Here is a 17,518-nt window from a genome sequence, read left to right on the forward strand (position 1 = left end):
GCCTTCGCGCTGACTGAACCCGAATTTTAAGGACCCACAGATAATGGCTATCGAAATCAAAGCCCCGTCATTCCCGGAATCGGTTGCCGATGGCACCGTTGCCACCTGGCACAAGAAACCAGGCGAGGCCGTCAAGCGTGACGACCTGATCGTCGACATCGAGACCGACAAAGTCGTTCTGGAAGTGTTGGCCGAGGCTGACGGCGTATTGGGCGCAATCGTTGCTGAAGAGGGCGCTACCGTTCTGTCGAACCAGGTTCTGGGCTCGATCGAAGAGGGCAGCGCTGCTGCCGCTGCTCCTGCTCCTGCTGCCGCTGCACCGGCCGCAGCCCCAGCTGCTGCACCGGCTGCGGGTGGCGAAGATCCAATCGCTGCACCGGCTGCACGCCAGCTGGCTGACGAAAACGGTATCAACCTGGCTTCCATCAAGGGCACCGGCAAAGACGGCCGTGTGACCAAGGAAGACGTGGTTGCCGCCGTTGAAGCGAAGAAAAACGCTCCAACTGCTGCACCTGCCAAGGCTGCTGCCCCGGCTGCTGCTGCGCCTGTGTTCGCCGCTGGCGACCGCACCGAGAAGCGCGTACCGATGACCCGCGTTCGTGCCACCGTGGCCAAGCGCCTGGTTGAAGCACAGTCGAACATGGCGATGCTGACCACTTTCAACGAAGTCGACATGACCGAAGTCATGGCCCTGCGTTCGAAGTACAAGGACCTGTTCGAGAAGTCCCACAACGGCGTGCGCCTGGGCTTCATGTCGTTCTTCGTGAAAGCGGCCACCGAAGCGCTGAAGCGCTTCCCGGCAGTCAACGCTTCCATCGACGGCAGCGACATCGTTTACCACGGCTATGCAGACGTCGGCGTTGCCGTGTCCAGCGACCGTGGCCTGGTGGTTCCGGTTCTGCGTAACGCCGAGCTGATGAGCCTGGCTGAAATCGAAGGCGGCATCGCAGGCTTCGGCAAAAAAGCCCGTGACGGCAAGCTGACCATCGACGAGATGACCGGTGGTACCTTCACCATCACCAACGGTGGTACCTTCGGTTCGATGATGTCGACCCCGATCGTCAACCCGCCACAAGCGGCGATCCTGGGCATGCACAACATCATCCAGCGTCCGATGGCCATCAACGGCCAAGTCGTGATCCGCCCAATGATGTACCTGGCACTGTCTTACGATCACCGCCTGATCGATGGTAAAGAAGCCGTGACTTTCCTGGTGACCATCAAGAACCTGCTGGAAGACCCGGCTCGTCTGCTGCTGGATATCTGATAGAAGCAGCTGCAGGCCTCCAGTGACAGGCTGCCGGATAAGGCAGTTGGGCTCGGGGCTTGCGGCTTGAAAGCTTGCTGCTAAATAGAGGAACTATTTTCATGTCGCAGAAATTTGACGTTGTAGTGATTGGTGCAGGTCCTGGCGGCTACGTTGCCGCCATCAAGGCCGCACAACTGGGCCTCTCGACTGCTTGCATCGAAAAATACACCGACAAGGAAGGCAAACTGGCGCTGGGCGGTACTTGCCTGAACGTTGGTTGCATTCCTTCCAAGGCGCTGCTGGACAGCTCCTGGAAATTCCACGAAGCCCAAAGCGGCTTCGCGATCCACGGCATCAACCATGCTGGCGTGACCATGGACGTGCCAGCAATGGTCGGCCGTAAAGCCAACATCGTTAAAGGCCTGACTTCCGGCGTTGCCACCTTGTTCAAGGCCAACGGCGTTACTTCCCTGCAAGGCCACGGCAAACTGCTGGCCGGCAAGAAAGTTGAAATCACCAAGCCGGACGGCTCGGTAGAAGTCATCGAAGCCGAAAACGTGATCCTGGCGCCAGGCTCGCGCCCAATCGATATTCCAACGGCTCCAGTTGACCAGAACGTGATCGTTGATTCGACCGGCGCCCTGGAATTCCAAGCCGTACCTAAGCGTCTGGGCGTGATCGGCGCTGGCGTCATCGGTCTGGAACTGGGTTCGGTATGGTCCCGTCTGGGTTCCGAAGTGACTGTGCTGGAAGCCCTGGATACTTTCCTGCTGGCTGCCGACACCGCAGTGTCCAAAGAAGCGCTGAAAACCCTGACCAAACAAGGTCTGGACATCAAGCTGGGCGCCCGTGTTACCGGTTCCAAGGTCAACGGCGAAGAAGTCGTTGTGACCTACACCGATAAAGAAGGCGAGCAGACCATCACCTTCGACAAGCTGATCGTAGCCGTGGGTCGCCGTCCAGTGACCACCGACCTGCTGGCTTCCGACAGCGGTGTGAACATCGACGAGCGTGGTTTCATCCATGTTGACGACCAGTGCGCTACCACCGTGCCAGGCGTGTACGCCATCGGCGACGTGGTTCGCGGCATGATGCTGGCGCACAAGGCTTCCGAAGAAGGCATCATGGTCGTCGAGCGCATCAAGGGTCACAAAACCCAGATGAACTACGACCTGATCCCATCGGTTATCTACACCCACCCGGAAATTGCATGGGTCGGCAAGAACGAACAGCAGTTGAAAGCTGAAGGCGTTGAAGTTAACGTCGGCACCTTCCCGTTTGCCGCTTCTGGCCGTGCCATGGCAGCCAACGACACCGGTGGTTTTGTCAAAGTCATCGCTGACGCCAAGACTGACCGCGTATTGGGCGTCCACGTGATTGGCCCAAGCGCTGCAGAACTGGTTCAGCAAGGCGCGATCGGTATGGAATTCGGCACCAGTGCCGAGGACCTGGGCATGATGGTCTTCTCCCATCCGACCCTGTCCGAAGCGTTGCACGAAGCAGCGTTGGCAGTGAATGGCGGCGCCATCCACATCGCCAACAAGAAGAAGCGCTAAGCGAGATAATAAGAAACCACGGCGGTTGCCCGTCGTGAGCCTTGCGCGCAAGACTCACCGCGGAATATCCGCTGGACGCAGTCTTGCGCAGCTTTACGGGCTTTAAGCCCCGCAAGTTGTGCAAGCAGCAGTCACAGGTGGTGCGGCACTCATAATGAGCGCAGCGCCGAATGCGCAGTACCTAACGAAGACGGTAAAAAGCATGAATCTTCACGAGTATCAGGGTAAGCAGCTGTTCGCTGAATACGGCCTGCCAGTATCCAAGGGTTACGCAGTAGACACCCCGGAAGCAGCAGCAGAAGCTTGCGACAAAATCGGTGGTACCGAGTGGGTTGTCAAAGCCCAGGTCCACGCTGGTGGTCGCGGTAAAGCGGGCGGCGTTAAGCTGGTTCGCAGTAAAGAAGACGCCAAGGCCTTCGCACAGCAGTGGCTGGGCAAGCGTCTGGTGACTTACCAGACTGATGCCAATGGCCAACCAGTCACCAAGATCCTGGTTGAATCGTGCACTGATATCGCTAAAGAGCTGTACCTGGGCGCTGTCGTTGACCGTTCGAGCCGTCGCATCGTGTTCATGGCTTCCACCGAAGGTGGCGTGGACATTGAGAAGATCGCCGAAGAAACCCCAGAAAAAATTCTGAAAGCCACTATCGATCCACTGGTTGGCGCTCAGCCATTCCAGGGTCGCGAGCTGGCTTTCCAGCTGGGCCTGGAAGGCAAGCAAGTTGCCCAGTTCGCCAAGATCTTCGTAGGTCTGGCCAAGCTGTTCAAGGATCACGACCTGGCTCTGTTGGAAGTGAACCCGCTGGTGATCAAGGCTGACGGCGATCTGCATTGCCTCGATGCCAAGATCAACATCGACGCCAACGCCATGTACCGTCAGCCTAAGCTGAAGACTTTCCACGATCCGTCGCAAGACGATCCGCGCGAAGCGCACGCTGCCAAGTTCGAACTGAACTACGTAGCCTTGGAAGGTAACATCGGTTGCATGGTCAACGGTGCTGGCCTGGCCATGGGTACCATGGACATCGTCAACCTGCATGGCGGCAAACCAGCCAACTTCCTCGACGTGGGCGGTGGTGCTACCAAAGAACGCGTAACCGAAGCCTTCAAAATCATCCTGTCCGACGCCAACGTCGCTGCAGTATTGGTTAACATCTTCGGCGGCATCGTTCGTTGCGACATGATTGCCGAAGGCATCATCGGTGCAGTGAAAGAAGTCGGCGTTAAAATCCCGGTTGTTGTTCGCCTTGAAGGTAACAACGCTGAACTGGGCGCTAAAGTACTGGCAGAAAGCGGTTTGAACATCATCGCGGCTACCAGCCTGACCGACGCTGCTCAACAAGTTGTCAAAGCTGCGGAGGGCAAATAATGAGCGTCCTGATCAATAAAGACACCAAAGTTATCTGCCAGGGTATTACCGGTTCGCAAGGTAGTTTCCACACCCAGCAAGCCATTGAATACGGCACCCAGATGGTGGGTGGCGTTACTCCGGGCAAAGGCGGTACCGAGCACCTGGGCCTGCCAGTGTTCAACACTGTGAAAGAAGCAGTAGAGACCACTGGCGCCACCGCCAGCGTGATCTACGTTCCAGCTCCTTTCTGCAAGGACTCGATCCTGGAAGCAGCCTTCGGCGGCATCAAGCTGATCGTCTGCATCACCGAAGGCATTCCTACCCTGGACATGCTGGACGCTAAAGTTAAGTGCGACGAGCTGGGTGTTACCCTGATCGGCCCTAACTGCCCAGGCGTGATCACCCCAGGCGAATGCAAGATCGGCATCATGCCAGGTCACATTCACTTGCCAGGCAAAGTCGGTATCGTTTCGCGTTCCGGCACCCTGACCTACGAAGCTGTGAAGCAAACTACTGACGCCGGTTTCGGTCAGTCGACTTGCGTCGGCATCGGCGGTGACCCGATCCCAGGCTCCAACTTCATCGACATCCTGAAGTTGTTCCAGGAAGACCCGAAGACCGAAGCGATTGTGATGATCGGTGAGATCGGCGGTTCGGCTGAAGAAGAAGCGGCTGCCTACATCAAGGCCCACGTGACCAAGCCGGTTGTTTCCTACATTGCTGGTGTGACTGCCCCTGCGGGCAAGCGCATGGGCCATGCTGGCGCAATCATCTCCGGCGGCAAAGGCACTGCAGACGAGAAGTTTGCTGCCCTTGAAGACGCAGGCGTTAAAACCGTGCGTTCGCTGGCAGACATCGGCAAGGCTTTGTCCGAGCTGACCGGTTGGGCTGTCAAGTAAGCCTCGCGCTTAGCTGACGCTTTACCCACACAAAGGCCACCTTCGGGTGGCCTTTGTGCATTCTGGGGGGCTGAATTTTGTTAGGTCGCCCCGCTCAATTGTGGGAGTCGGGCTTACCCGCGATGGCATCACTGCGGTTGCACGGAAACACCGAGGTCTCTGCATCGCGGGCAAGCCCAGCTCCCACAGTGACCGTGTGAGATTCAAAAGGTACGAAAACGCGACATTTGGATGTCGCTTATCGGACAGTTCGCCCCGCAACAGTGCGTTTGTCGCCCAAATTCGTTAGGCTAGCCGCCTCTTTATGCGTACGCATCTCAAAAGGAAGCCGCGCGCTAGACCGGTCGGTCCACATCAGGGCTGGCAGCAGTTCCCTCATCCATAGGGAATCCCTCTCTAAATTCCGATTCAGTAGTGTGGTATTTCCTCAAATGAAAGTGTTGAAAAGCCAGGATATCCTGGCGTTAGGCTTTATGACCTTTGCCCTGTTCGTGGGCGCCGGCAACATCATCTTCCCGCCTATCGTCGGTTTGCAGTCCGGGCCTCACGTCTGGATGGCGGCGCTGGGCTTTCTGATTACTGCGGTCGGTCTGCCGGTGGTCACTGTGATCGCTCTCGCCAAGGTCGGCGGCGGCATGGACGCGCTGAGCAGCCCGATCGGCAAGGTCGCTGGCGGCCTGCTCGCGGCGGCGGCGTACCTGGCGGTAGGGCCGCTGTTCGCCACCCCGCGTACCGCGACCGTTTCATTTGAAGTGGGCCTCGCGCCGCTGACCGGTGAAAGCCCGCTGGCGCTGTTCCTCTACAGCTCGGTGTATTTCCTGGTGGTGTTCTTTGTGTCCCTGTACCCAGGTCGACTGCTGGACACCGTCGGTCGCTTCCTGGCACCACTGAAAATCATTGCCCTGGCTATTCTCGGCATGGCCGCGTTTGCCTTGCCGGCCGGTGATGTAGGTGTTGCCACGCCAGAGTACGTCGCTGCACCGTTCTCCCAAGGTTTCATCAATGGTTACCTGACCATGGATACCCTGGGCGCGCTGGTATTCGGTATCGTCATCGTCAATGCCATCCGTTCCCGTGGCGTCGAATCGCCACAACTGATCACCCGCTACGCGATCATTGCCGGCCTGATTGCCGGCGTGGGCCTGGCGTTGGTGTACATCAGCCTGTTCCGCCTGGGTTCGGGCAGCCATGCCGTGGCCGCCGGTGCTGGCAACGGCGCCGCCGTGCTGCACGCTTACGTGCAACACACGTTCGGCTCTTTGGGCAGCGGCTTCCTTGCCGTGCTGATCTCCCTGGCGTGCCTGGTGACCGCCGTGGGGCTGACCTGTGCGTGCGCTGAGTACTTCAGCAAAATCCTGCCGCTGTCCTACAAGACGTTGGTCGTGATCCTGGCGCTGTTCTCGCTGTTCGTCTCCAACCTGGGCCTGACCAAGCTGATTGCCTTCTCGATCCCGGTACTCACGGCGATTTACCCGCCGTGCATTGTGTTAGTGGCACTGAGCTTCTGCAAAGACTTCTGGCTGGAGCAAGGCCGTATCGTTGGTCCGGTGATGCTGGTGTCGTTCATCTTTGGCTGCATCGATGCGCTCAAAGGCGCGGGTCTGGCGGATTGGATGCCGGCGCAGTTGGCGCATCTGCCGCTGAGTGAGCAAGGCCTGGCGTGGCTGGTGCCGTCGGTGATGACGCTGGTGGTCGCTGTCGTGGTTGACCGCATGCTCGGCAAGCGTAGCGAAGCCATCGCATAACGCACGCTTGCGCGCTTCACTGAAATGCCCCGTATCAATCGATACGGGGCATTTTTTATGCGTATGAGACGACAACCTTCTAGAGTTGCAATTCGGTAAAGGTGGGAGCAAGCAAGCCCGCTCCTACATTTAAACCGCGTTGCCTTTACCCACTGTGTCTAAGGACCCGCATGTCATTCGTTGAAACCAATCAGATCCACCTGCTTGCCGCGCTCTGGTTTGTCCTCTGCTGGGGCGGCTACACCCGTTACGCCATCTGGAAAGCCCGCGATACCGCTTGCCTGGCCAGCGTGCTGCATCTGTATCGCGAAGACTGGATGCGCCGCATGTTGCTGCGTGATAACCGTATTGCCGACGCCAGCGTGATCGGCAACCTGGAACGCAACGCCTCGTTCTTCGCTTCCAGCACGCTGATCATTCTCGCCGGTATTCTCACGGTGCTGGGTGCTTCCGAGCGGGCAGTGTCGTTGCTGGCGGATATTCCCATGGTGCAGCAGGCGTCCCAGGGCATGTCGGAAATCAAGCTGCTGTGCCTGGCACTGGTGTTCGTCTATGCGTTCTTCACGTTCAGTTGGTGCATGCGCCAATACAACTTTGCGGCGGTGCTGGTGGGGTCGGCGCCGATGGTCGGTGAGCGGCAGGTCTCGGAGCAGGAGCGCAAAGCGTTTGCCCTCAGGGCGGCGCGTGTGATTTCCATGGCGGCTAACCAGTTCAACTTTGGCCTGCGCGCTTATTACTTCGGCATGACCCTGCTGGCTTGGTTTGTCAGCCCCTGGTTGTTCATGTTGATGAGCAGCGCAGTCGTAGGGGTGCTGTATCGCCGGGAGTTTCATTCCGACGTACTGCAGGTGATGGTATATACCCCGACCGATAGGCCGATGACGCACGTGTCGAAAGAAGCGGGGCCTTAACTAGAGGCCGCAGGGTTAGTGCAACTTTCGGCCAGGAATGAAACGGCAGACAAAGTAAAGCCCGCTCTATAAGCGGGCTTTCTTTTTACAGCAGGACCCGGCTATTAAGGCTTGGCAGGTGCTGCTGGAGTGGCCGTTCCGTCTTCTTTCGCTTTGGCGTCGTTCGCTTCAGCCTGAGCTTTGGCAGCATCGGCGTTTTCTTTCGCAGCGTCGTTCACTTTATCCTGAGCTTTGGCCATGTCTTTCTGAGCTTGCTCAGAATGCGATTGGGCATCTTGAGCTTTGTCTTCGGATTTTTTATCGCAGGCAGCGAGACCGAGGGCAGCGGCGAGCATCATGGAAATAGCTAAAGTCTTGCGCATTGGGTGTTTCTCCTTATTGAAGATATCTACTGGCCTTTCGAGCCTAGGGGGTCAGCATTAGTTCCTTTTATTCCCCAGATATATAAACCAAGGCGCTCAAGGAACTTTAACCCGCACCACCTACTCCGCGGATCCACACTAATAAGAGTCTAGATCACATGGCCGCAAATCCCCTGTTAGAACGTGCCACACGCTTTGTTTCGGCCTTGCGCCATTGCCAGGTGTTAGGCATAACCGTGCATGCTGCAAGCGAGAAGGGCATGACGCTGGCACTGCCTTATGGCTCCCATATTGTTGGAGATCCTCAAACCGGCGTGATTCATGGCGGCGCGCTCACCTCATTGATGGACACTGCCTGCGGCATGGCCACCCTGTGCGTATTGCCTGAATTCGAGGTGTGCCCGACCCTCGACCTGCGCGTCGACTACATGCATCCCGCCGAACCGCATAAACCCGTGTATGGCTTCGCGCAGTGCTACCGGGTGACCGCCGACGTGATCTTCACCCGTGGCTTCGCCTTCCAGGATGACCCTGAGCAACCCATTGCCCACGTGGTGGGCACGTTCATGCGCATGGGCAAGCGCCTCAAAGGCACACAAGGACTGGGCAGTACCATCAAGGGAGAACAGGCATGACGCATCGATTCAAAACGCGCCTGGAGCAGGCCCATGAGCGCGGTCACTATGAAGCGCTGCTCGACCTGATTCCCTACGCCAAGCTGATTGGCATTGAGTGCACCCGTTTGGGCGATGAATTGCTGTTCCGTATGCCGGCCAACAAGGACAACATTGGTAACCCGATATTGCCGGCGCTGCACGGTGGCGTGATTGCCGGTTTTATGGAGCTGTCGGCGGCGTTGCACTTGTTGGTATTCACCGGCTCGCCAGGCATCCCGAAAATCATCGATTTCTCGCTCGATTACCTGCGCGCGGGGCAGTTTCGCGACACTTACGCCAAGTGCCAGGTGTGGCGCCAGGGCCGTCGCGTTGCGAATGTGGCGATCACCGCCTGGCAAAGTACCGCGGCCGAACCGATTGCTACCGCCCGCGCACATTTCAAGATTGAGGAAACAGCCCGCCCTTGAAATCCTGGTCTTAGCCCCCAACTTTGAAGACAACCCGCCGCCAACCCTCAAGGGCGCGGCCATTGCCATCCAATTGGAGTTTGATGACCATGAGTGTGGAAACTCAAAAGGAAACCCTGGGCTTCCAGACCGAGGTGAAGCAACTGCTGCACCTCATGATCCATTCGCTGTATTCCAACAAGGAAATCTTCCTTCGCGAATTGATCTCGAACGCCTCTGACGCTGTCGACAAATTACGTTTCGAAGCCTTGTCCAAGCCTGAGTTGCTGGAAGGTGGCGCCGAACTGAAAATTCGTGTGAGCTTCGACAAGGACGCCAATACCGTCACTCTCGAAGACAACGGCATCGGTATGAGCCGTGAAGACGCGATCACCCATTTGGGTACCATCGCTAAATCCGGCACTGCAGATTTCATGAAGAACCTGTCGGGCGACCAGAAAAAAGATTCGCACCTGATCGGTCAATTCGGTGTGGGCTTCTACTCGGCCTTCATCGTCGCCGACAAGGTTGAAGTGTTCAGCCGTCGCGCTGGCCTCGACGCCAGCGAAGGCGTGCACTGGTCGTCCAAAGGTGAAGGCGAATTCGAAATCGCCACCCTCGATAAAGCTGACCGTGGCACCCGCATCGTGTTGCACCTGAAGTCAGGTGAAGATGAATTCGCTGATGGTTACCGTCTGCGTAACATCATCAAGAAGTACTCCGACCATATCGCTTTGCCGATCGAACTGCCGAAAGAACAGGCGGCTGTCGAGGGCGAAGAGAAACCTGCCCAGGAATGGGAAGTGGTCAACCGTGCCAGCGCCCTGTGGACCCGTCCGCGTACCGAGGTGAAGGACGAGGAATACCAGGAGTTCTACAAGCACATCGCTCACGACTACGAGAACCCGCTGAGCTGGAGCCACAACAAGGTCGAGGGCAAGCTGGAATACAGCTCGCTGCTTTACGTACCGGCCCGTGCTCCGTTCGACCTGTACCAGCGTGAGGCGCCCAAAGGCCTGAAGCTGTACGTGCAGCGCGTGTTCGTGATGGACCAGGCGGAATCCTTCCTGCCGCTGTACCTGCGCTTTATTAAAGGCGTGGTTGACTCCAACGACTTGTCGCTGAACGTGTCGCGAGAAATCCTGCAGAAAGACCCGATCATCGACTCGATGAAGTCGGCGCTGACCAAGCGCGTGCTCGACATGCTGGAGAAGCTGGCGAAGAACGAGCCTGAGCAATACAAAGGCTTCTGGAAAAACTTCGGCCAGGTCATGAAAGAAGGCCCGGCGGAAGACTTTGCCAACAAGGAAAAAATCGCCGGCCTGCTGCGTTTTGCTTCTACCCAAGGTGAAGACGGCGAGCAAGTGGTGTCCCTGGCCGAGTACCTGGCGCGCGCCAAAGAAGGTCAGGACAAGATTTACTACCTGACCGGTGAAACCTACGCTCAGGTTAAGAACAGCCCGCACCTGGAAGTCTTCCGCAAGAAAGGCATCGAAGTGCTGCTGCTGACCGACCGTATCGATGAGTGGCTGATGAGCTACCTCAGCGAGTTCGACGGCAAGACCTTCGTCGACGTGGCCCGTGGTGACCTGGACCTGGGTAACCTGGACTCCGAAGAAGAGAAGAAGGAAGCCGAAGAAGCCGCCAAGGCCAAAGAAGGCCTGGTTGAGCGGATCAAGACAGCCCTGGGCGATGCGGTCAGCGAAGTGCGGGTTTCCCACCGCCTGACCGACTCCCCGGCGATTCTGGCCATCGGCGAGCAGGATCTGGGCATGCAGATGCGTCAGATCCTCGAAGCCAGTGGTCAGAAGGTTCCGGATTCCAAGCCGATCTTCGAGTTCAACCCGGCTCACCCGTTGATCGAGAAACTCGACGGCGAGCAGAGCGAAGAGCGTTTTGGCGACCTGTCGCACATCCTCTTCGACCAGGCGGCCCTGGCCGCTGGCGACAGCTTGAAGGACCCGGCCGCCTATGTGCGCCGACTGAACAAGCTGTTGGTTGAACTGTCGGTTTAACACCGTTGTAGAAAAACCCGCTTCGGCGGGTTTTTTTTCGTTCTAGCGCACCTCAACTGGAGTAAATGATGAGCCAAGTCACTGTACGTTCCGTGGTCTATCAGATTGATGGCCAGTCTTATGAAAGTCGCCTGGCCTTCGATGCCAGCCACAAAGGCCCGCTGCCTGGCCTGCTAATGGCGCCGAACTGGATGGGTGTGAGTGCAGGTGCTGAAGAAATCGCCAAAAGCGTTGCCGCCAAGGGCTACGTGGTGCTGATCGCCGACCTGTATGGGCAAGCTGTGCGCCCCTCGAATGGTGATGAAGCGGGCGCGGCGATGATGCCGTTGAAGAATGACCGCCCACTGCTGAACAAGCGCATGCACGTGGCCTTCGAGCAACTGCAAGGCCAGACCGAAGCCGCTGTGGATACCTCTAAGCTTGCGACCTTTGGTTTCTGCTTCGGCGGTTGCTGCTCCCTGGAGCTGGCGCGTACCGGCGCACCCTTGAAGGCTGCCGTATCGTTCCACGGCACCCTCGACACGCCGAACCCGGCGGATGCGAAGAACATCGTGGGGTCCGTGTTGGTACTGCACGGTGCGTCCGACCCATTGGTGCCTAAAGAACAATTGCCGGCGTTTGAGGATGAAATGAACGCAGCGGGTGTGGATTGGCAGTTGCTGAGCTACGGCGGTGCGGTGCATTCGTTCACCGACCCGCAGGCCAATGTGCCGGGCAAGATGATGTACGACGCGAAGACCGCTGCGCGGGCGTTCCAGTCGATGCATAACTTGCTGGATGAAGTGTTCAAGGGCTGATGGCCCCATCGCGGGCAAGCCCGCTCCCACATGTTGATTTGCGAATACAGTCAAATGTGGGAGCTGGCTTGCCTGCGATAGCTATTTGACAGGCAACTCAATCCTTTCAGACTCCCCCGGCACCGTCGGCCAATCCCCCGCCGCCCAACGCTGCCGCGCCTGTTCGATCATGGCCGGGTCGCTCGCCACGAAATTCCAATTGATCCGCCGTGGCCCATCCAGCGGCGCACCGCCAAACACCATCACGTGGCAATTGCTTTCGGCAAACAGCGTCATTTCCTGCCCGGCAGGCAATACCGCCAAGCTATGCACCTCCAGCACCTCGCCATCCAATTGTGCCTCCCCCTCCAGCACATACACTGCGCGTTCCGGGTGCTCGTGCGGGATCAGCAGCGTCGTGGCTGTCTGCATTTGCACTTCGGCATACAACGTGGGGGAAAGCACCGGTACCGGTGATTTAAGACAAAAACCGCTACCGGCGATCAGTCGAATCTGCACGCCCAGGTTGTCACTGATCGGCAAACTCGCCGCCGAGTGGTGACTGTAATGCCCCGGCCCGGCCTCGTGGTCCTTGGGCGAGGCCAGCCACACTTGTAGGCCATGCAGGCTGGAACCTTCAGCCTTGATCGCTTCGGGCGTGCGTTCGACGTGGGCAATCGCACTGCCAGCGGTCATCCAGCTGACGTCGCCAGCTTGCACCACTTGGTCCGAGCCGAGGCTGTCCTTGTGTTGCAGCGCGCCTTCAAACAGATAGGTCAGCGTGGACAGCCCGATATGCGGGTGCTGGCGGATATTCATGCCTGTGCCGGCGGCATAGCGAGTGAGCAACATATGGTCGAAAAACACAAAAGGCCCGACGCTGCGGCATTCGCGCGACGGCAGTGGGCGCAGGATCGGCTGGCCTTCGACATCTTCAGCGCGCGGGCGAATCACGGTGAGGGTGGTCATGGTACGTCCCTGTCTGAGCGGGTTAGATAGCAGTGAGCATAACCCGCTCGACGGGGCGTTGGCGCTATTGGCTGAAGGCGCCTTCCGACAATCTCGTCTCGATAGTGACCTCGGCTGTCGTCATCAGCTTGTGCACCGGGCAGCGATCCGCCACGCGGTGCAGCTCTTCGTGCTGTTCACTGGTGAGCACGCCCTTGAGGGTCAGCTTGACGTTGAGCGTGTACTTGCCCTTTTGCTCCTCGGTGCTGTCGTGAGTGACTTCTACGGTCACGCCGGTCAGCGGGATGTCTTTTTTCTTGGCGTAGAGCGTAACGGTCAAGGCTTTGCACGACGCCAGGGCGGCATCGAAATAGTCGTGCGGGGAGGGCGCCGAGTCGTCGCCGCCCAGGCTCTTGGGCAGGTCGGTGAACAGTTCGTGGTTGTTGATATTCACGCTATGGCGAAAATTGTCCTGGTTCAGGGTGTTGACGGTAACAGGCATGGTGAACCTCACAGGTTGGCGGGATGAAGGTCATGCAGTTATAGAACATGCTGGCACTTGGGTGTTCCGCGTTTTTTGGCTGATGAACCGTAGCGTAGGGTACAAGGTCTACCCGTATTAGCCTGGACCGAGGTTTTACCGTGCCCTTGACCCGCCTGAGTCTCGCCCTGTTTTTCGCCGCCGCCAGCCTTGCTGCGCAGGCCCGCGACTATGCCTACAGCGACGCGCACCTGCATTACGTGGATTTTTTCCAGGAAACGGCGGGCATGGACACATTACTTAAGGCCATGGCCGACACTCGTATCGAACACGTGATGATTTCCGGCATTCCGGTGGCGAAGAAATGGCACGAAGATGAGCCCAAGCGGCCGCGTTACTATGCCGGCGACGACGCCGATGCCTATTGGTACAGCGCCACCGACGTGATCGTCGCGGCGGCGGTGAATAAACTCACCCCCGAGCAGCGTCAGCATTTCCATCCGTTTCTGTCCGGCTTCAACCCTAACGATAAGAACTCTGCCGTTCACATCCAGCGCATGCTCGACCTCAACCCGGGGCTGTGGCAGGGCATTGGCGAGGTGTTCACGCGCCACGACGACCTGACGGCCTTGACCGTTGGCGACACCCCGCGCGCCAACAACGAAGCCATGACGCGTATCTATCACCTCGCCGCCGAAAACGACCTGCCGGTGATGCTGCACTCCAATATCACCTCCAAGCGCGAGCGTAACCCGCTGTACCTGGCAGAAGTGGAAGAGTCGCTACGCAATCACCCGCACACTCGCTTTATCTGGGCCCACGCGGGCACCAGCAAGGAGATCCATCGTCATCAGGTGCAGTTGGACTTTCTACTGCCAACCTTGAGCCGCCTGCTCGAGGCCTACCCCAACCTGTACATCGACCTGTCGTGGAGCATGCTCACGCCGTACTTGCTCGATGAGGCGGGTAAGCCCAGGCCTGCGTGGTTAAAGCTGGTGGGGCGCTTCCCTGGGCGCTTTATGCTGGGCTCGGATGTTGTAGGGCGCTTTAACTCGCTGGGTAAGGAAATGCATCGTTTTGATCCCTTCCTCGATGCGCTGCCTGAGGGTGTAGCCCGCAAGGTGGCCCGCGATAACTTCCTCTCGGTTCTGCCGAAGCCGCTTCGCGATGATCAGGCACTTTGATATCGCCTTTTCGTCTTACGCAAACTTGGTAACGGGCCGATACCTTTCAGGAGACCCGCTGCAGGTGGATGCAGCGCATTTGGAAGGAATCCTGGCAATGAGTAGTATCCGCAGTCTGAATATCGCCCCCCGTGCCGGCTTGGGCTTTGGCGTGCTGGCGTTGATGGTGTTCGCCTTGGGCGGCTTCGCCCTTGTGCAGATGGCCAATATGCGCCAGCAGTCGGACCAGGTAGAAAACAACTGGCTGCCCAGCGTGATGGCAGTGGGGGAGATGGGGCAGAACCTGCTGCGGGTTCGCGCGCTGACTCTGCGCTTGCTGGTCAACCGCGACCCACAGGCGCTGACGCAGGGCGAGCAGAAGCTCACTGAATTGAAAAATGGCCTGCACCACGCGCAGACCCTCTATGAAGGGCTGATCGTGCTGCCCGAAGAGCGCACGCTGTTTGATCGCTTCAAGTCCCAGGAGCAGCAATACCTGCAACGCCAGGAGCAGGTCTTGGCGTTCTCCAAGGCAAACCAGTTGGAGGAGGCGATCAAGATCGTCAACGGCGAGATGAATCAGCTCGCCGATGAGTTGGCCAGGACCTTGCACGACCTGGTCGCCCTGAACAAAGCCAGCGCCAACCAGGCCGCGAACCTGGCGCAAAGTGTGTTCACGCAGTCTCGCATCTGGGTGGTCGGCATGATTGTGTTGACGGCACTGATCACCATCGGGCTGGCTGTGTGGCTGACTCGCAGCATCGTGCTGCCGCTGGCGCAGTCGCTGAAAGTCGCCCAAGGCGTGGCCGGTGGCGACCTGACCGCCCAGATCAGTGTGACAGGCAGTGATGAGCCGGCGCGTTTGCAGCAGGCGCTCAAAGGCATGCAGGAGAACCTGCGCGACACGATTCGGCGTATTGCCGAATCCTCGAACCAGTTGGCCTCGGCTTCTGAAGAACTCAGTTGCGTGACTGAGGACGCTACCCGTGGCCTGCACCAGCAGAACCAGGAAATCGAGCAGGCTGCGACAGCGGTCAACCAGATGACGGCGGCGGTGGAAGAAGTGGCGAGCAACGCGGTGGCTACGTCACAAGCGTCGCGCGAGTCCGACCGCATTGCCCAGCGTGGGCGTGAGCAGGTGCACCAGACGGTGGAGTCGATCGAGGCCCTGGCCACGGATGTGACTGCCAATGCGACCCAGGTCGAGGAGCTGGCGCAGAAGGTTTATGGGATCAGCAAGGTACTGGATGTGATTCGTTCGATTGCCGAGCAGACCAATTTGCTGGCGTTGAATGCGGCCATCGAGGCGGCGCGGGCCGGGGATGCCGGGCGCGGGTTTGCAGTGGTGGCGGATGAGGTGCGGGCCTTGGCGCATCGCACGCAGCAGTCGACGCAGGAAATTGAGCAGATGATCAGTGGCATTCAACAGGGCACTGATCAAGCAGTGAGTTCGATGCAACTGAGCAATACGCGGGCACGGTCTACGCTGGATATCGCCAAGTCGGCGGGGACGGCGCTGGAGGAGATCGCTTCGGCCTTTACGCTGATCAATGAGCGTAACCTGGTGATTGCCAGTGCGTCGGAGCAGCAGGCGGCCGTGGTGCGGGAGGTGGATCGTAATTTGATGAATATTCGCGATTTGGCGCATCAGACGTCGACCGGGGCGAACCAGACCAGTGCGGCGAGCCAGGAGTTGTCGCGGTTGGCGGTAGACCTGAATACCATGGTGGCGCGGTTTTCGGTGTGAGGTTGTTTGTTGTGGCGAGGCAGCAAGTGCCCTCGCCACAGGGTTTTCAACCACCCATAAAAAAGCCCCGAACCAGTCGGGGCTTTTTCACATGATCAACCTGCGGGGCTTACTTGCCCTGCCAGCGTTTCAGTACCAAGGTCGCGTTAGTGCCACCGAAGCCGAAGCTGTTGCTCATCACGGTGTCGATTTTGACGTTTTCAACGGTCTTGGTCAGGATCGGCATGTCGGCAACGACCGGGTCGATCTCTTCGATGTTGGCCGAACCGGCCATGAAGTTGCCTTCCATCATCAGCAAGCAGTAGATCGCTTCGTGAACGCCAGCGGCGCCCAAGGAGTGACCGGACAAGCTCTTGGTCGAGCTGATCGCTGGCGCCTTGTCGCCGAATACCGCACGCACGCCTTCCATTTCCTTGGCGTCGCCGACCGGAGTCGAAGTACCGTGGGTGTTCAGGTAGTCGATTGGGGTATCAACGGTGGACATGGCCATCTGCATGCAACGGATGGCGCCTTCACCGCTTGGCGCAACCATGTCGTAGCCGTCAGACGTCGCGCCGTAACCGACGATTTCCGCGTAGATCTTCGCACCGCGGGCCAGAGCGTGTTCCAGCTCCTCGACCACGACCATGCCGCCACCGCCGGCAATGACGAAACCGTCACGCTTGGCGTCGTAGGCGCGGGAGGCCTTTTCCGGGGTTTCGTTGTACTGGGTGGACAGCGCGCCCATGGCGTCGAACAGGAACGACTGGCTCCAATGCTCTTCTTCACCGCCGCCGGCGAATACGATGTCCTGCTTGCCCAGCTGGATCTGCTCAACCGCAGTACCGATGCAGTGAGCACTGGTGGCGCATGCGGAGGAGATCGAGTAGTTCACGCCCTTGATCTGGAACGGCGTGGCCAGGCAGGCGGAAACGGTGCTGCCCATGGTCCGCGTTACACGGTACGGGCCAACGCGCTTCACGCCTTTTTCGCGCAGGATGTCCAGCGCTTCCATCTGGTTGAGGGTCGATGCGCCGCCGGAGCCGGCGATCAGGCCGGTGCGTACGTTCGATACCTGGTCTTCGCTCAGGCCGGAGTCGGCGATAGCGTCTTTCATGGCCAGGTAGGCATAAGCGGCTGCGTGACCGACGAAGCGGTAGATCTTACGATCAATCAGTTCTTCGAGGGGCAGGTCGATGGAGCCGGAAACCTGGCTACGCAGACCCATTTCGGCATATTCCGGGTTGAAGCGGATGCCAGGGCGACTTGCACG

General features: G+C 58.6%; 16 protein-coding genes and 1 pseudogene. 13 read left to right on the plus strand and 4 right to left on the minus strand.

Features of this window, described 5'->3' with window-relative positions; translation table 11 throughout:
- Positions 1-43: 43 nt before the first annotated feature.
- The 6 genes from odhB (at position 44) to E0F99_RS12555 (ending at position 7,711) form a co-directional block, all read left to right on the plus strand.
- A complete protein-coding gene (gene odhB / locus E0F99_RS12530) occupies positions 44-1,267 on the plus strand; it encodes a 2-oxoglutarate dehydrogenase complex dihydrolipoyllysine-residue succinyltransferase (protein WP_083359365.1) in 1,224 nt (407 codons plus the stop codon).
- A 101-nt stretch (positions 1,268-1,368) separates the two neighbouring features.
- Positions 1,369-2,805 (plus strand): dihydrolipoyl dehydrogenase, encoded by a 1,437-nt coding sequence (lpdA, locus tag E0F99_RS12535; protein WP_083359364.1) that lies wholly within the window; start codon positions 1,369-1,371, stop codon positions 2,803-2,805.
- Positions 2,806-3,007: 202 nt separating this feature from the next.
- The gene (gene sucC, locus E0F99_RS12540; protein WP_083359363.1) at positions 3,008-4,174 is read left to right on the plus strand and encodes an ADP-forming succinate--CoA ligase subunit beta; all 1,167 of its coding nucleotides are present in this window, start codon (positions 3,008-3,010) and stop codon (positions 4,172-4,174) included.
- Positions 4,174-5,055 (plus strand): succinate--CoA ligase subunit alpha, encoded by an 882-nt coding sequence (gene sucD, locus E0F99_RS12545; RefSeq protein ID WP_083359362.1) that lies wholly within the window; start codon positions 4,174-4,176, stop codon positions 5,053-5,055. The genes sucC and sucD overlap by 1 nt, the downstream gene beginning before the upstream one ends.
- Before the next feature lie 431 nt (positions 5,056-5,486).
- Positions 5,487-6,800, plus strand: coding sequence for a branched-chain amino acid transport system II carrier protein (gene brnQ, locus E0F99_RS12550; protein ID WP_083359361.1), 1,314 nt, complete (start codon positions 5,487-5,489; stop codon positions 6,798-6,800).
- 170 nt (positions 6,801-6,970) lie between these two features.
- Entirely contained in the window at positions 6,971-7,711 is a 741-nt protein-coding gene (locus tag E0F99_RS12555; RefSeq protein WP_083359360.1) for a DUF599 domain-containing protein, read from the plus strand.
- Positions 7,712-7,815: 104 nt separating this feature from the next.
- On the opposite strand, the gene E0F99_RS12560 is transcribed toward E0F99_RS12555, so the two are convergent.
- Entirely contained in the window at positions 7,816-8,073 is a 258-nt protein-coding gene (locus E0F99_RS12560) for a hypothetical protein (RefSeq protein WP_083359359.1), read from the minus strand.
- A gap of 158 nt (positions 8,074-8,231) precedes the next feature.
- Here E0F99_RS12560 and E0F99_RS12565 point away from each other — a divergent pair, with 158 nt between their 5' ends.
- The 4 genes from E0F99_RS12565 (at position 8,232) to E0F99_RS12580 (ending at position 11,948) form a co-directional block, all read left to right on the plus strand.
- Entirely contained in the window at positions 8,232-8,708 is a 477-nt protein-coding gene (locus E0F99_RS12565; protein WP_083359358.1) for a PaaI family thioesterase, read from the plus strand.
- Entirely contained in the window at positions 8,705-9,157 is a 453-nt protein-coding gene (locus E0F99_RS12570; protein ID WP_083359357.1) for a PaaI family thioesterase, read from the plus strand. The genes E0F99_RS12565 and E0F99_RS12570 overlap by 4 nt, the downstream gene beginning before the upstream one ends.
- Before the next feature lie 89 nt (positions 9,158-9,246).
- Complete coding sequence (htpG, locus tag E0F99_RS12575) at positions 9,247-11,151, plus strand: molecular chaperone HtpG (RefSeq protein WP_083360474.1); 1,905 nt, start codon at positions 9,247-9,249, stop codon at positions 11,149-11,151.
- Between the two features lie 68 nt (positions 11,152-11,219).
- Positions 11,220-11,948, plus strand: a complete 729-nt coding sequence (locus tag E0F99_RS12580; protein ID WP_083359356.1) for a dienelactone hydrolase family protein — start codon at positions 11,220-11,222, stop codon at positions 11,946-11,948.
- Between the two features lie 81 nt (positions 11,949-12,029).
- On the opposite strand, the gene E0F99_RS12585 is transcribed toward E0F99_RS12580, so the two are convergent.
- The gene (locus E0F99_RS12585; RefSeq protein WP_083359355.1) at positions 12,030-12,896 is read right to left on the minus strand and encodes a pirin family protein; all 867 of its coding nucleotides are present in this window, start codon (positions 12,894-12,896) and stop codon (positions 12,030-12,032) included.
- A gap of 64 nt (positions 12,897-12,960) precedes the next feature.
- On the minus strand, positions 12,961-13,377 hold the full coding sequence (locus tag E0F99_RS12590; protein ID WP_083359354.1) for an OsmC family protein: 417 nt from the start codon (positions 13,375-13,377) through the stop codon (positions 12,961-12,963).
- A gap of 140 nt (positions 13,378-13,517) precedes the next feature.
- Between E0F99_RS12590 and E0F99_RS12595 the strand changes: the two genes are divergently transcribed.
- The 3 genes and pseudogenes from E0F99_RS12595 (at position 13,518) to E0F99_RS31115 (ending at position 16,266) form a co-directional block, all read left to right on the plus strand.
- Positions 13,518-14,540, plus strand: coding sequence for an amidohydrolase family protein (locus tag E0F99_RS12595; RefSeq protein ID WP_083359353.1), 1,023 nt, complete (start codon positions 13,518-13,520; stop codon positions 14,538-14,540).
- Positions 14,541-14,637: 97 nt separating this feature from the next.
- Positions 14,638-15,411, plus strand: a pseudogene (locus tag E0F99_RS31110) (MCP four helix bundle domain-containing protein); the annotation flags it as partial.
- Positions 15,403-16,266 (plus strand): methyl-accepting chemotaxis protein, encoded by an 864-nt coding sequence (locus E0F99_RS31115; protein WP_408003449.1) that lies wholly within the window; start codon positions 15,403-15,405, stop codon positions 16,264-16,266. The pseudogene E0F99_RS31110 and the gene E0F99_RS31115, both read left to right, overlap by 9 nt.
- A gap of 109 nt (positions 16,267-16,375) precedes the next feature.
- Here E0F99_RS31115 and fabB read toward each other — a convergent pair.
- Positions 16,376-17,518 (minus strand): beta-ketoacyl-ACP synthase I (gene fabB / locus E0F99_RS12605; RefSeq protein WP_130908783.1); only part of this gene is annotated, 1,143 nt, incomplete at its 5' end.

It is taken from the genome of Pseudomonas antarctica (assembly GCF_900624995.1).
GTDB lineage: Bacteria > Pseudomonadota > Gammaproteobacteria > Pseudomonadales > Pseudomonadaceae > Aquipseudomonas > Aquipseudomonas antarctica.

Excerpts from the sequence above, each read along its gene's own strand:
- odhB (WP_083359365.1), top strand. The coding sequence starts at position 44 with ATGGCTATCGAAATCAAAGCCCCGTCATTCCCGGAATCGGTTGCCGAT.
- lpdA (WP_083359364.1), top strand. The coding sequence starts at position 1,369 with ATGTCGCAGAAATTTGACGTTGTAGTGATTGGTGCAGGTCCTGGCGGC.
- sucC (WP_083359363.1), top strand. The coding sequence starts at position 3,008 with ATGAATCTTCACGAGTATCAGGGTAAGCAGCTGTTCGCTGAATACGGC.
- sucD (WP_083359362.1), top strand. The coding sequence starts at position 4,174 with ATGAGCGTCCTGATCAATAAAGACACCAAAGTTATCTGCCAGGGTATT.
- brnQ (WP_083359361.1), top strand. The coding sequence starts at position 5,487 with ATGAAAGTGTTGAAAAGCCAGGATATCCTGGCGTTAGGCTTTATGACC.
- E0F99_RS12555 (WP_083359360.1), top strand. The coding sequence starts at position 6,971 with ATGTCATTCGTTGAAACCAATCAGATCCACCTGCTTGCCGCGCTCTGG.
- E0F99_RS12560 (WP_083359359.1), bottom strand. The coding sequence starts at position 8,073 with ATGCGCAAGACTTTAGCTATTTCCATGATGCTCGCCGCTGCCCTCGGT.
- E0F99_RS12565 (WP_083359358.1), top strand. The coding sequence starts at position 8,232 with ATGGCCGCAAATCCCCTGTTAGAACGTGCCACACGCTTTGTTTCGGCC.
- E0F99_RS12570 (WP_083359357.1), top strand. The coding sequence starts at position 8,705 with ATGACGCATCGATTCAAAACGCGCCTGGAGCAGGCCCATGAGCGCGGT.
- htpG (WP_083360474.1), top strand. The coding sequence starts at position 9,247 with ATGAGTGTGGAAACTCAAAAGGAAACCCTGGGCTTCCAGACCGAGGTG.
- E0F99_RS12580 (WP_083359356.1), top strand. The coding sequence starts at position 11,220 with ATGAGCCAAGTCACTGTACGTTCCGTGGTCTATCAGATTGATGGCCAG.
- E0F99_RS12585 (WP_083359355.1), bottom strand. The coding sequence starts at position 12,896 with ATGACCACCCTCACCGTGATTCGCCCGCGCGCTGAAGATGTCGAAGGC.
- E0F99_RS12590 (WP_083359354.1), bottom strand. The coding sequence starts at position 13,377 with ATGCCTGTTACCGTCAACACCCTGAACCAGGACAATTTTCGCCATAGC.
- E0F99_RS31115 (WP_408003449.1), top strand. The coding sequence starts at position 15,403 with ATGCAGGAGAACCTGCGCGACACGATTCGGCGTATTGCCGAATCCTCG.